9 protein-coding genes are annotated in these 13746 nt (G+C 72.8%); 8 read left to right on the top strand and 1 reads right to left on the bottom strand.

Annotated features, from left to right (window positions below; translation table 11 throughout):
- The first annotated feature begins 40 nt into the window (after positions 1 to 40).
- Positions 41 to 1150, top strand: coding sequence for a nicotinate-nucleotide--dimethylbenzimidazole phosphoribosyltransferase (gene cobT, locus ABTY62_RS25235; protein WP_352131782.1), 1110 nt, complete (start codon positions 41 to 43; stop codon positions 1148 to 1150).
- 43 nt (positions 1151 to 1193) lie between these two features.
- Positions 1194 to 2972: a phosphatidylglycerol lysyltransferase domain-containing protein gene (locus tag ABTY62_RS25230; RefSeq protein WP_352131706.1), complete on the top strand. Its 1779-nt coding sequence runs from the start codon at positions 1194 to 1196 to the stop codon at positions 2970 to 2972.
- A gap of 42 nt (positions 2973 to 3014) precedes the next feature.
- Here ABTY62_RS25230 and ABTY62_RS25225 read toward each other — a convergent pair whose 3' ends face one another.
- The gene (locus tag ABTY62_RS25225; protein ID WP_352131705.1) at positions 3015 to 3758 is read right to left on the bottom strand and encodes a hypothetical protein; all 744 of its coding nucleotides are present in this window, start codon (positions 3756 to 3758) and stop codon (positions 3015 to 3017) included.
- Positions 3759 to 3791: 33 nt separating this feature from the next.
- Between ABTY62_RS25225 and ABTY62_RS25220 the strand changes: the two genes are divergently transcribed.
- The 6 genes from ABTY62_RS25220 (at position 3792) to aceE (ending at position 13693) form a co-directional block, all read left to right on the top strand.
- Complete coding sequence (locus tag ABTY62_RS25220) at positions 3792 to 4739, top strand: adenosylcobinamide-GDP ribazoletransferase (RefSeq protein ID WP_352131704.1); 948 nt, start codon at positions 3792 to 3794, stop codon at positions 4737 to 4739.
- A gap of 288 nt (positions 4740 to 5027) precedes the next feature.
- Complete coding sequence (locus ABTY62_RS25215) at positions 5028 to 6566, top strand: leucyl aminopeptidase (RefSeq protein ID WP_352131703.1); 1539 nt, start codon at positions 5028 to 5030, stop codon at positions 6564 to 6566.
- A gap of 309 nt (positions 6567 to 6875) precedes the next feature.
- Complete coding sequence (gene lpdA, locus ABTY62_RS25210) at positions 6876 to 8264, top strand: dihydrolipoyl dehydrogenase (protein WP_352131702.1); 1389 nt, start codon at positions 6876 to 6878, stop codon at positions 8262 to 8264.
- 50 nt (positions 8265 to 8314) lie between these two features.
- Positions 8315 to 10096, top strand: coding sequence for a 2-oxoglutarate dehydrogenase, E2 component, dihydrolipoamide succinyltransferase (gene sucB, locus ABTY62_RS25205; RefSeq protein ID WP_352131701.1), 1782 nt, complete (start codon positions 8315 to 8317; stop codon positions 10094 to 10096).
- A 124-nt stretch (positions 10097 to 10220) separates the two neighbouring features.
- The gene (locus ABTY62_RS25200; protein WP_089506224.1) at positions 10221 to 10844 is read left to right on the top strand and encodes a GntR family transcriptional regulator; all 624 of its coding nucleotides are present in this window, start codon (positions 10221 to 10223) and stop codon (positions 10842 to 10844) included.
- 173 nt (positions 10845 to 11017) lie between these two features.
- The gene (gene aceE, locus ABTY62_RS25195; RefSeq protein WP_502997518.1) at positions 11018 to 13693 is read left to right on the top strand and encodes a pyruvate dehydrogenase (acetyl-transferring), homodimeric type; all 2676 of its coding nucleotides are present in this window, start codon (positions 11018 to 11020) and stop codon (positions 13691 to 13693) included.
- Positions 13694 to 13746 lie beyond the last annotated feature (53 nt).

The raw sequence follows: 13746 nt of genomic DNA, 5'->3' as shown, positions 1-13746 counted from the left end.
CGGGGCCGCCGCGCCGGGTAGGGTTCGGCCCGTGAGCGGTCTGAATCTCGATGACTTCGTCGACCTGATCGAGCGTCCCGACGGCGGTGTCCGGCGCGATGCCGAGGAGCGCCGGGAGCGGCTGGCGGCGCCCCCCGGGGCGCTGGGGCGCCTGGACGAGCTGGGTGAGTGGCTGGCCGCCGCCCAGCAGCGGGTGCCGGTCAAGCCCATCGAGCGGCCGCGCGTCGTGCTCTTCGCCGGCGACCACGGCGTCGCCGAGCTGGACGTGTCCGCCCGCCCGGCCGGCACCGCCGGCCGGCTCGTGCGCGCCGTACTCGACGGCGAGAGCGCCGTGGCCATCCTGGCCCGCCGCTACGGCGTACCCCTGCGCGTCGTCGACATGTCGCTGGACTGCGACCCCGATGAGCTGCCCAAGGAGATCACCCGCCACCGCGTCCGCCGCGGCTCCGGCCGCCTGGACGTCGAGGACGCGCTGACCCTCGAGGAGGCCGAGCAGGCGTTCCGCGCGGGCATGGCCATCGCCGACGAAGAGGCCGACGCGGGCACCGACATCGTCGTCCTCGGCGATGTGAGCGTCGGCGGCACCACCGCCGCCGGCACCCTGATCGCCGCGCTCTGCGGCACCGACGCCTCCGTGGTCACCGGCCGCGGCGGCGCGGGCATCGACGACCTCGCCTGGATGCGCAAGTGCGCTGCCATCCGCGACGGTCTGCGCCGCGCCCGCCCGGTCCTCGGCGACCAGCTCCAGCTGCTCGCGACCTGCGGCGGCGCCGACCTTGCCGCGATGACGGGCTTCCTGCTCCAGAGCGCCGTCCGCCACACCCCGGTCATCCTCGACGGAGTCGTCTCCGCGGCGGCCGCGCTCGTCGCGCAGCGCGTGGCGTTCCGCGCGCCCGACTGGTGGCTCGCCGGGCAGAACAGCGGTGAGCCTGCGCAGGAGAAGGCGCTCGACCGGATCGCGCTCACCCCGCTGCTCGACCACGGCGTCACCCTCGGCGAGGGCACGGGGGCGCTGCTCGCCCTGCCGCTCGTCCAGGCGGCCGCGGCGCTCGCGGCGGAGCTGCCCGAGCGGACCGATGCGGCCCCCGACGAGGCCCCCGACGAGGCAGCCGACGAGGAGACCTCCTCGGCCACCGACGACATAACCTGACCCGCCCACCCCCTTTCATCCCCTCTGCCCATATGCTCACGACATGGGAGAGGTCCGTTCGAAGTCCACGGAGGACGCCCGCCGCGGCCGCCCCTGGCCGCGTCGCTCCGCCGCCTTCACCGTCTGGTATCTGCGCGCCGTCACCGCGCTGAACTTCCTCGGCGCGGTGTGGGTGTCCTTCGGCAACGACATCAGGCGCCACAACGTCGACGAGTACTTCACCCCGTACCTCCTCACCGCGGGCTTCTTCTCCGGCGCCTTCTCGATGTTCCTGGCGATCACCATGCGCCGGCGCAAGCGGGCCGCCTGGATCCTGAACCTCGTCCTCGGCGGGCTGACCGTTCCCCTGCTGGCCCTCGCGCTGACCCAGCGGCCCGTCGCCCAGCACCCGCAGAACTGGGTCTCGCTCGGCCTCACCGCCGTCTTCGTGGTCGCGCTGCTCGTCGGGCGCCGCGAGTTCTACGCGAAGGGCGACCGCTCGAACCCGAAGCTCGCGGCCGCCGTCGCCGTCGGCGGGCTGCTGATCGGCTCGCTGCTGGCGGCCGCGCTGGTGACCGTCACCAACACCGCGCCCGACGACTACCGCTCCTCGTTCCTGGACCGCTGGCACTACGGCGTGCTGCGCCTGATCTCGCTCTCGGCCCTGGAAGGCCGCTTCGAGGGCATCGAGACCCCGGGCTGGGCGAATGTGGCCATCAACATCATGAGCACGGGGCTGCTGCTGCTCGTGCTGTACGCCGCCTTCCGCTCCCGCCGCGTCGTCGACCCGATCTCCGCGGAGGACGAACGCGGGCTGCGCGCGCTGCTGGAGCAGCACGGCGACCGCGACTCGCTCGGCTACTTCGCGCTGCGCCACGACAAGAGCGTCATCTGGTCGCCGACCGGTAAATCCGCCGTGACCTACCGGGTGGTGAGCGGCGTGGCGCTGGCCGCCGGCGACCCCATCGGGGACCCGGAGGCCTGGCCCGGCGCGATCGAGCGGTGGCTGGCCGAGGCCCGCGAGCACGGCTGGACCCCGGCCGTGATCGGCGCGAGCGAGGAGGGCGGCACGGTGTACGCGCGGCACGGCCTGGACGCGCTCGAACTCGGCGACGAGGCGATCGTCGACACCGAGGAGTTCACGCTGGAGGGGCGCGCGATGCGCACCGTGCGCCAGGCCTACAACCGGGTCAAGCGCGCGGGCTACACGGTGCGCATCCGCTACCACGAGGACATCCCCGAGGAGGAGATGGCCGAGCTGCTGCGGCTCGCCGACGACTGGCGGGACGGCGAGACGGAGCGCGGCTTCTCCATGGCGCTCGGCCGGCTCGGCGACCCCTCCGACGGCCGCTGCGTGCTGCTGGACTGCGCGGACCGCGACGGCAGGCCGCGCGCGATGCTGAGCTTCGCGCCCTGGGGCTCGCACGGGCTCTCCCTGGACCTGATGCGGCGCGACCGGGACTCGGACAACGGGCTGATGGAGTTCATGGTGCTGGAGCTGATCCAGCGGGCGAAGGAGGTCGGCGCCGACCAGATCTCGCTGAACTTCGCGGTGTTCCGGTCCGTCTTCGAGCGCGGGTCCAGGCTGGGCGCCGGGCCGGTCCTGCGGCTGTGGCGCTCGCTGCTCAGCTTCTTCTCCCGCTGGTGGCAGATCGAGTCGCTCTACCGTGCCAACGCCAAGTACCGGCCGATCTGGGAGCCCCGCTATCTGCTCTTCGAGAAGAGCACGGACCTGCCGCGGATCGGCATCGCCGCGGCGCGTGCCGAGGGTTTCCTGGAGGCGCCGGGGCTGCCCAAGTGGCTGAACCGCAAGCACCTGGAGACGACCGCGGCGCGCCGATAGCCGCGAGACCCGCAACCGCGGAGCCCGCCGCACCCCCGCCCGTCAGGACCCCGTCTCGGAGAACCCCCCGATCCAGTCCTGCAACCGCCGCCGCACCCCTCTCCAGCGGGCGTCGTGCCGCTCCGCGCGGTTCAGCGCCCGCCGCCGCGCCTTTGGCCTGCGGCGGTAGAAGCGCCGTGCCCAGGGCGACCCCGGCCGGGCCAGCCGGACCGCGCCGACGAGCGCCAGCACCGGCACCAGCACCCCGATCACCGCGGTCCGCGGCTTGCCCTTGGCCAGCGCGAACAGGGCGAACAGGAAGTTGACGCAGACGTTCACGATCACCGCGCCGCGGTCGTGGCGCTCGGCGGCCGACACCTCGTTCACCCCGAACGGCAGAAAGCCGCTCAGCACCAGGCCGACCAGGGCCGCGGTGATGACGACGACCTCGACGCTCTGCCGGCCCTGCTCGGTCCAGTACACGTCGTGCAGATGCAGGATCAGCGCGAACTCGTCGAGCACCAGCCCCGCCCCCACCCCGAACACCACGGCCGCGATGTACTCCCAGAAGCCGGCCTGCGCGCCGGCGATCGCGGCGAAGCCGCCGAGGACGGTGAGCACAACACCGGGGACGACGTGGTGGATGTGCAGCCCGCCGGGGGCGATATTGCGGAACGGCCCCTTGCCGGCCCTGATGAGCCGGGTGATGGTGCGCGTGATCGCGAACGAGAGGATGAACGAGGCCAGGGCGAGGAGCAGCGGCAGCTTGCCCGGTTCGACGATGTTCCGATACCACCAATGCCCCATGGCGTCTCAGGGTGCGCGATAGCCTGCGGCGCGATGGACACCACGCCGGAACAGTCCCCCGCACGCCCGCCCGGGCCCCCGCTGCCCGCGCAGCCCCCGAGGCCCGCGGACGACCAACCAGCGCCCCCGCCACCCCCGCCGACACCACCCACCCCTCCCACCCCGCCACCCCCGCCGAACCCGCCGAACCCGCCGGACCCCCCACGCGCCTCGTGGGAAGACGGCATCCGCTTCGCCTTCGGCACGCTCACCGCCCTCCCCGTACGTGTGACGCGCTGGGATCGCGAGGCGGCGCGCGGGGGGATGCTGTGCGCCCCGCTGGCCGGGCTCACGGTCGGGCTGTGCGCGGCGTCGGTGGGTGCGGCGCTGCTGCTCCTGGGCGGCGGCGCGCTGTTGGCCGCGGTGGGCACGGTCGCGGTGCCCGCCGCGCTGACCCGCGGGCTGCATCTGGACGGGCTGGCCGACACCGCCGACGGCCTCGGCAGCGGCAAGCCGGCGGAGGACGCGCTGCACATCATGAAGCGGTCGGACATCGGGCCGTTCGGGGTCGTCACCCTGCTGTTCGCGCTGCTCGCGCAGGTGGCCGCGCTGGCCGAGCTGTACGGGGCCGGCTGGGCGCACGGCGCGGTGGGGGCGGCCGCGGCCGGGATGGCGGCGCGGTGCGCGTTGACGCTGGCGGCGCGCGAAGGGGTGCCCGCGGCGCGGCCGGAGGGGCTGGGCGCGGCGGTCGCGGGGGCGGTGCCGTTCGGGCCCGCGCTGGGCGCGGCGGCGGTGACGGTCGTGGTGTGCGCCGTGGGCGGCGCGTCCTTCGGCGCGTACGGGGCGGTGCACCACGCGCTCGCCGTCCTCGCCGCGCTGGGCGCCGCGGAACTCCTCCTGCGCCACTGCCGCCGTCGCTTCGGCGGCGTCACCGGCGACGTCTTCGGCGCGCTCGCCGAGACGGCGGCCACGGCGGCCCTGATCGCCATGGCCCTCGGCTGACCGGTCGTACGGCTCGGCCTCCACGTCCACGGAGTGGACGCCCCGAATCCCGGCCAGGGGCCACCCCCGAACGGGTGCGCGAGAGGGCACCCGTGCCCGCCCGTACCCGCGAGCCCGCGCGCCGGTGCCGTCGGTGGAGTTACCCTCGCGATGGCCCGCGACAGCCCGCCGCTCGGGCACCTGGTGACCCGCGCATACGATGCCGATGGGCTCGGCCGGCCCGTCCCCCTCTCAGCGGGACACCCCACGTCGGCCGAGGAACTAATCCGGAAGAGGGACCCCATCACCGTGACTTCTCTGACTCTCAGCACCTCCTCCGCCGCGACGCTGCGCGCGGACGCCGTCGTCGTCGGCGTGGCGAAGGGGGCCAAGGGCCCCGTCGTCGCCCCCGGCGCCGAGGCCGTGGACAAGGCCTTCGGCGGGAAGCTGGCCACCGTCCTGGAGACCCTCGGGGCGACCGGCGCGGATGGCGAGGTGACCAAGCTGCCCTCCGCCACCGGCCTCAAGGCACCGGTCGTGCTGGCGGTCGGACTCGGCGACGCCCCGGCCAAGGGCGACGGTTACGACGCCGAGGCGCTGCGCCGCGCGGCCGGCGCGGCCGCCCGCGCGCTGTCCGGTTCGAAGAAGGGCGCCTTCGCGCTGCCGGTGGCGGACGCGGGGGATGCCGCCGCGGTCGCCGAGGGCGCGCTGCTCGGCGCGTACTCGTACAAGGCCGGCCAGAACAACGGCGACGCCAAGAACGCCAAGAACGGCAACAAGAAGAACGGCGCACCGCTCGCCGAGGTCGCCCTGCTCGGCGCCAAGCCGCGCGACAAGGAGTTCAAGGCGGCGGCCGAGCGCGCCATCGCCCTCGCCGCCGAGGTCAACCGCGCCCGCGACCTCATCAACACCCCCTCGAACCTGCTCAACCCCGCCCTCTTCGCCGCCGCCGTGCTGGAGGCGGCCAAGGAGCACGGTCTCAAGACCGAGGTGCTGGACGAGAAGGCGCTGAAGAAGGGCGGCTACGGCGGCATCATGGGCGTCGGCCAGGGCTCGCAGGCCCCGCCGCGCCTGGTCCGGGTCGCCTACTCGCACCCGAAGGCGGAGAAGACCCTGGCCCTGGTCGGCAAGGGCATCACCTACGACTCGGGCGGCATCTCCCTCAAGCCGGCCGGCCACAACGAGACCATGAAGTGCGACATGAGCGGCGCGGCCGCCGTGTTCGCCACGGTGGTCGCGGCCGCGAAGCTGGGCCTGCGGGTCAATGTGACCGGCTGGCTGGCGCTGGCCGAGAACATGCCGTCGGGCTCGGCCACCCGCCCCGGCGATGTGCTGACGATGTACAGCGGCAAGACCGTCGAGGTGCTGAACACCGACGCCGAGGGCCGGCTGGTGCTGGCCGACGCGCTGACCCGCGCCTGCGAGGAGAAGCCGGACGCGATCGTGGACGTGGCGACGCTCACCGGCGCGATGGTGTTCGCGCTGGGCCACCGCACTTTCGGGATCATGGCGAACGACGAGGCGTTCCGTACCTCCCTGCACGAGATCGCGGGGGAGGTCGGCGAGCAGTCCTGGCCGATGCCGCTCCCCGGCGACCTGCGCAAGAGCATCGACTCCCCGGTGGCCGACCTGGCGAACATGGGTGAGCGGATGGGCGGCGGCCTGGTCGCCGGGATCTTCCTCAAGGAGTTCGTCGAGGACGGCGCGGTCTGGGCCCACCTGGACATCGCGGGTCCGGCGTTCAACGAGTCCGGCCCGTTCGGCTACACCCCCAAGGGCGGCACGGGCTCCGCGGTCCGCACCCTGGTGCGGCTGGCCGAGCGTACGGCGGACGGCGACCTGGGCTGAGCCACCACGGCGCCGAGACCGGCCGGGTCCTTAGCGGGCCCGGCCGCTCCGCGCGGGCGCCGCGGATTTCGCCTTAAACGAAATCCGGCCACCCTACGCGGGTAGTACGCGCGAGTAACCCCTGAACAGGGCTTTGGAGATATGTCACACAGCGGCCCCGCGTCCCGCCTGTCGTCAACAAGTGCGAAGATGTTGTCTCGGCAGGACAGGGCCCCCGACACCAGGGCCGAAAGCAAGATGCGGCCGAACCACAGCCGCCGCCCGGTCACCGACGGCCGGCCCCGGCGCACCATGCATGGAGGACGTGACGTGGCGAACGACGCCAGCACCGTTTTCGACCTAGTGATCCTCGGAGGCGGTAGCGGCGGTTATGCCGCTGCCCTGCGCGCGGCGCAGCTGGGTCTGGACGTCGCCCTGATCGAGAAGGACAAGGTGGGCGGGACCTGCCTGCACCGCGGCTGCATCCCCACCAAGGCCCTGCTGCACGCCGGTGAGATCGCCGACCAGGCCCGCGAGGGCGCCGAGTTCGGCGTGAAGACGACCTTCGAGGGCATCGACATCGAAGGCGTGCACAAGTACAAGGACGGCGTGGTCTCGGGCCTGTACAAGGGTCTCCAGGGCCTGATCGCCTCCCGCAAGGTCACCTATGTGACCGGTGAGGGCCGGCTGTCCTCGCCGACCTCGGTCGATGTCGACGGCCAGCGCTACACCGGCCGCCACATCCTGCTGGGCACGGGCTCCGTGCCGAAGTCCCTGCCGGGCCTGGAGGTGGACGGCGAGCGCGTCATCACCTCCGACCACGCGCTGGTCCTGGACCGGGTGCCGAAGTCCGCGATCGTGCTGGGCGGCGGCGTCATCGGTGTCGAGTTCGCCTCCGCGTGGAAGTCCTTCGGAACCGACGTCACCATCGTCGAGGCGCTTCCCCACCTCGTCCCGGTCGAGGACGAGAACAGCTCCAAGCTGCTGGAGCGCGCCTTCCGCAAGCGCGGCATCAAGTTCTCCCTCGGCGCGCGCTTCTCGGGCGTCGAGCACACCGCCGACGGTGTGAAGGTCTCGCTGGAGAACGGCAAGACCTTCGAGGCGGAGCTGCTGCTCGTCGCCGTCGGCCGCGGCCCGGTCTCGCAGGGCCTGGGCTACGAGGAGGCCGGGGTCGCGATGGACCGCGGCTATGTCCTCGTCGACGAGTACATGCAGACCAACGTTCCCACCATCTCGGCCGTCGGCGACCTGGTGCCCACGCTCCAGCTCGCGCACGTCGGTTTCGCCGAGGGCATCCTGGTGGCCGAGCGGCTGGCCGGTCTGAAGACCGTGCCGATCGACTACGACGGTGTGCCGCGGGTCACCTACTGCCACCCCGAGGTCGCCTCGGTCGGCATCTCCGAGGCCAAGGCCAAGGAGCTGTACGGCGCGGACAAGGTCGTGGCCCTCAAGTACAGCCTCGCGGGCAACGGCAAGAGCAAGATCCTGAGGACCTCGGGCGAGATCAAGCTCGTCCAGGTGCGGGACGGTGCCGTCGTCGGCGTCCACATGGTCGGTGACCGCCTGGGCGAGCAGGTCGGCGAGGCTCAGCTGATCTACAACTGGGAGGCGCTGCCGGCCGAGGTCGCGCAGCTCATCCACGCCCATCCGACTCAGAACGAGGCGCTCGGCGAGGCCCACCTGGCACTGGCCGGGAAGCCGCTGCACGCCCACGACTAGTAGTCCCGAGCGCGAACAATCCGTACAGATCGTTAGGAGCAACCGAAACCATGGCGGTTTCCGTAACCCTGCCGGCGCTCGGCGAGAGCGTGACCGAGGGCACCGTCACCCGTTGGCTGAAGGCCGAGGGTGAGCGGGTCGAGGCCGACGAGCCCCTGCTCGAGGTCTCCACCGACAAGGTCGACACCGAGATCCCGGCCCCCGCGGCCGGTGTGCTCACCTCCATCAAGGTGGCCGAGGACGAGACGGTCGAGGTCGGCGCCGAGCTGGCCGTCATCGACGACGGCGGCTCGGCCCCGGCGGCCGCCCCCGCCCCCGCGGCCGAGCCCGCCCCCGTGGCGCAGCCCGAGCCCGCCCCGGCCCCCGTCGCCGAGGCCCCGGCCCCGGCGCCCGCTCCGGCCGTCGCCCCCGCGGGCGCTGCCGAGGGCACCGACGTCGTGCTGCCCGCCCTGGGCGAGTCGGTGACCGAGGGCACGGTCACCCGCTGGCTGAAGGAGGTCGGCGACTCGGTCGAGGCCGACGAGCCCCTGCTCGAGGTCTCCACCGACAAGGTCGACACCGAGATTCCGGCACCGGCCTCGGGCACCCTGCTCGAGATCCTGGTGGCCGAGGACGAGACCGCCGAGGTCGGCGCCAAGCTGGCCGTGATCGGCGTCGCCGGCGCCGCTCCGGCGGCCGCGCCCGCCCCCGCGGCTCCCGCCCCGGCCCCCGCCGCTCCGGCTCCGGCGCCTGCCCCGGCTCCGGTCGCCCCGGCCCCGGCCCCGGTGGCCGCCGCTCCGGCGCCCGCCCCGGCCCCGGTGGCGCCCGCTCCGGTCGCCCCGGCCCCGGTCGCGCCCGCCCCGGTCGCCCCGGCTCCGGTCACCCCGGCTCCGGCCGCCGGTGAGGGCGAGGGCGCGTACGTGACCCCGCTGGTGCGCAAGCTCGCCGCGGAGAACGGCGTGGACCTGGCCACCGTCAAGGGCACCGGCGTCGGCGGCCGCGTCCGCAAGCAGGACGTGATCGCCGCCGCGGAGGCCGCCAAGGCCGCCGCCGCCGCGCAGGCCCAGGCCGCCGCCCGGGCCGCCGCCCCGGCCGCGGCGCCGAAGGCCGCCGCCGCGGCCCCGTCGCCGCTGCGTGGCCAGACCGTCAAGATGCCGCGGATGCGCAAGGTCATCGGCGACAACATGATGAAGGCCCTGCACGGCCAGGCGCAGCTGACCAGCGTGGTCGAGGTGGACATCACCAAGCTCATGCGGCTGCGGGCCCAGGCGAAGGAGTCGTTCGCGCAGCGTGAGGGCGTCAAGCTCTCGCCGATGCCGTTCTTCGTCAAGGCCGCCGTCCAGGCGCTGAAGAGCCACCCGGTGATCAACGCCCGGATCAACGAGGACGAGGGCACCATCACCTACTTCGACGTCGAGAACGTCGGTATCGCGGTGGACGCCGAGAAGGGCCTGATGACCCCGGTCATCAAGAACGCGGGTGACCTCAGCCTCGCCGGTATCTCCAAGAAGACGGCGGAGCTGGCGGGCAAGGTGCGGGCCAGCAAGATCTCTCCGGACGAGGTGTCCGGCGCGACCTTCACCATCAGCAACACCGGCTCGCGCGGCGCGCTGTTCGACACGATCATCGTGCCGCCGAACCAGGTCGCCATCCTGGGCATCGGCGCGACCGTCCGCCGCCCGGTGGTCATCAACCACCCGGACCTCGGCGAGACGATCGCGGTGCGCGACATGACCTATGTGGCGCTCTCCTACGACCACCGCCTGGTGGACGGCGCCGACGCGGCCCGCTACCTGACCGCGGTCAAGGAGATCCTGGAGGCCGGCGAGTTCGAGGTCGAGCTCGGCCTCTGAGCCCTCGAGCCGGCACCCGCCGGCACGGCTGACAATGGCGCCCCCGCCCGGAGAGATCCGGGCGGGGGCGCCGTCGTCTGCCCGGCCGCCGTATTGTCATGTCAGTACCGTCCGGAGGAGTGTCATGGTCCATCCCGTCGTCCACTCGCTGCGCGAGCAGATCCGCGAGCACATCGTGGAGGGCATCGTCAGCGGGCGCTGGAAGCCGGGCGAGCGGATCGTGGAGCGCCGGATCGCCACCGAGCTGGAGGTCAGCCAGACGCCCGTCCGCGAGGCGCTGCGCGAGCTGGAGACCCTGCGGCTGATCGAGTCGGCACCCAACAAGGGCGTACGCGTCCGCAATCTGACCGCCGCCGACCTGGAGGAGATCTACCCGGTGCGGGCCGGTCTCGAGCAGATCGCCGCGGAGCTCGCCGCGCCCCGGCTGGCCGAGGACACCTCGGCGCTCGAGCCCGAGGTGGCGGCGCTGTACGAGGCGGACCGAAGATCCGACGGGGAGGCCCAGGTGCGGCACACCGTGGCCTTCCACCGCGAGCTGGTGCGGGCCTCGGGCAACAGTGTGCTGCTGCACACCTGGGAATCGCTGGGCATCGAGATCTGGACCACGCTGTCCATCCGCTGGCTCGGCACCCGCCAGGAGTCGTACGCGGAGGAGCACCAGGCCGTCGTGGACGCGTTCCGGCGGCGGGACCCGCGGGTGGCGGAGCTGGTCAAGGAGCACGTCCTGGGCTGCGCGCCGCGCGCCTGATACCCATCCGGCGCTGCACGCCGTGCCTTCTTTCGCGGCACGGAATGCCAATTTCGCCTTTCGGAGAAGTTTTTGGCCTCAAGTACTTTGATCGATCATCGATCAGAATTTACAGTCGAGACATGACCGACCTCGTCAACGGAGGGATGGCCGCAGCCACCCGGAAGCAGCCCATCCAGCAGCCCGTCCCGAAGCAGTCCAGCGAGCTCGACCAGCTCCCGGACCGCGACCCCGAGGAGACCGCCGAGTGGGGCGCGTCCCTGGATGCCGTCACCCGGGCCGCGGGCCCACACCGCGCCTCGTACCTGATGCGCCGCACGCTGGAGCGCGCCGAGACCGCCGGTCTCGGGCTGCCCCCGCTGCTCGAGACGGACTACGTCAACACCATTCCCACCGCCGCGGAGCCCTCCTTCCCGGGCGACGAGGACATGGAGCGGCGGATCACCTCCTGGAACCGGTGGAACGCCGCCGCGATGGTCACCCGCGGCAGCCGTGACGGCCTCGGCGGCCACATCGCCACCTTCGCCTCCGCCGCCTGGCTCTACGAGACGGGCTTCCAGCACTTCTTCCGCGGCAAGGAGACGGACCGCTCCGGCGACCAGCTCTACATCCAGGGCCACGCCTCCCCCGGCATCTACGCCCGCGCCTTCCTCGACGGCCGGCTGACCGAGGCCCACCTGGACAACTTCCGCCGCGAGGCGGGCGGCTCGGGCCTCCCCTCCTACCCGCACCCGCGGCGGCTGCCCTGGCTGTGGGAGTTCCCCACCGTCTCCATGGGCCTCGGCCCGATCTCCGCGATCTACCAGGCGCGCTTCAACCGCTATCTCGCGAACCGCGGCATCAAGGACACCGCCGGCTCCCACGTATGGGCCTTCCTCGGCGACGGCGAGATGGACGAGCCCGAGTCGACCGCGGCGCTCGCCCTGGCCGGCCGCGAGGGTCTGGACAACCTCACCTTCGTCATCAACTGCAACCTCCAGCGGCTCGACGGCCCGGTGCGCGCCAACTTCAAGATCGTGCAGGAGCTGGAGGCGCAGTTCCGCGCCGCGGGCTGGAATGTCGTCAAGGCCCTGTGGGGCTCCGCCTGGGACGAGCTGCTCGCCCTCGACACCTCGGGCGCGCTGCTGCGCCGGCTGCGCGAGGTCCCCGACGCCCAGTTCCAGACGTACGCGACGCGCGACGCCGCGTACATCCGCGACCACTTCTTCGGCGCCGACCCCGAGCTCGCCCGGCTCGGCCAGGGCCTCACCGACACCAGGCTCGCCGAGTGCTTCCACACCTCCCGGGCCGGCCACGAGCCCCGCAAGGTGTACGCGGCGTACCGCGCGGCCATGGAGCACAAGGGCGCCCCGACCGTCGTCCTGGCCCAGACCGTCAAGGGCTACACACTCGGCCCCGGCTTCGAGTCGCGCAACGCGAACCACCAGATGAAGAAGTTGAGCGGCAAGGAGTTCCGCGCCATGCGCGACCTCCTGGAGCTGCCCATCCCGGACAGCGCGCTGGACGACAAGCTGGTCCCGTACGTCCACCCCGGCGCCGACTCCCCCGAGGTGCGCTACCTCCAGGAGCGCCGCGCCGCCCTCGGCGGCCCCGCCCCGGCCCGCAAGGTCCACCCGGTCGCCCTGCCCGAGCCGTCGGCCAAGCCCTTCGAGACCCTGGCCAAGGGCTCCGGCAGCCAGGAGATCGCCACCACCATGGCGTTCGTCCGCCTGGTCAAGGACCTGATGCGGGACAAGGAGACCGGCCGCCGCTGGGTGCCGATCGTCCCCGACGAGGCGCGCACCTTCGGCATGGAGTCGCTGTTCCCGACCGCCGGGATCTACTCCCCGCTCGGCCAGACCTACGACCCCGTCGACCGCGACCAGCTGCTCTACTACAAGGAAGCGGCCAACGGCCAGATCCTCAACGAGGGCATCACCGAAGCCGGTTCGATGGCCGACTTCACCGCCGCCGCGACGTCGTACGCGACGCACGGCGAGCCGATGATCCCCTTCTACATCTTCTACTCGATGTTCGGCTGGCAGCGCACCGCCGACCAGATGTGGGCGCTGGCCGACCAGCTCGGCCGCGGCTTCCTGGTCGGCGCCACGGCGGGCCGCACCACGATGACCGGCGAGGGCCTCCAGCACGCCGACGGCCACTCCCACCTGATCGCCTCCACCAACCCGGCGGCGGTCGCCTACGACCCGGCCTTCGCGTACGAGGTCGGCGCGATCGTGCGGGACGGTCTGCGGAGGATGTACGGCCCGGACGCCGAGGACGTCTTCTACTACCTGACCGTCTACAACGAGACCAAGGTCCAGCCGCCCATGCCCACCGGCGAGGGCGTCGAGGAGGGCATCCTCAAGGGCCTCTACCGCTACAAGTCGGCCGAGCTGACGGACGAGGGCGCCCCGCGCATCCAGCTCCTCGCCTCCGGCACCGCCATCCACTGGGCCCTGGAGGCCCAGCAGCTCCTCGCCGACGACTGGGGCGTGGCCGCCGACGTGTGGTCCGCCACCTCCTGGAGCGAGCTGCGCCGTGACGCCCTGTCCTGTGACGCGGCGCAGCTCAACGGCGAAGACCGGGTCCCGTACGTCACCCGTGCCCTGGCAGGCGCACCGGGCCCGGTCCTCGCCGTAAGCGACTGGATGCGCGCCGTCCCCGACCAGATCAGCCAGTGGGTCGAGCAGGACTGGTACTCGCTCGGCACGGACGGCTTCGGCCTCTCCGACACCCGCGAGGCCGCCCGCCGCCACTTCGGGGTGGACGTCCCGGCGATCGTGGTCACCGCCCTGAGCCGGCTCGCCCGCCGCGGCGAGGTCAAGCCCACGGCGGCGAAGGAAGCAGCCGAGCGCTACGGCATCTGACCGCCCCGCGGAATGCGGAAGCCCCGCCCATGCGCCATGACGGCGTATGAGCG

It is taken from the genome of Streptomyces sp. NPDC097640 (genome assembly GCF_040302705.1).
Lineage (GTDB): Bacteria > Actinomycetota > Actinomycetes > Streptomycetales > Streptomycetaceae > Streptomyces.
The sequence above is the reverse complement of the archived record's forward strand: the minus strand, read 5'-3'. Positions and strand labels throughout refer to the sequence as shown.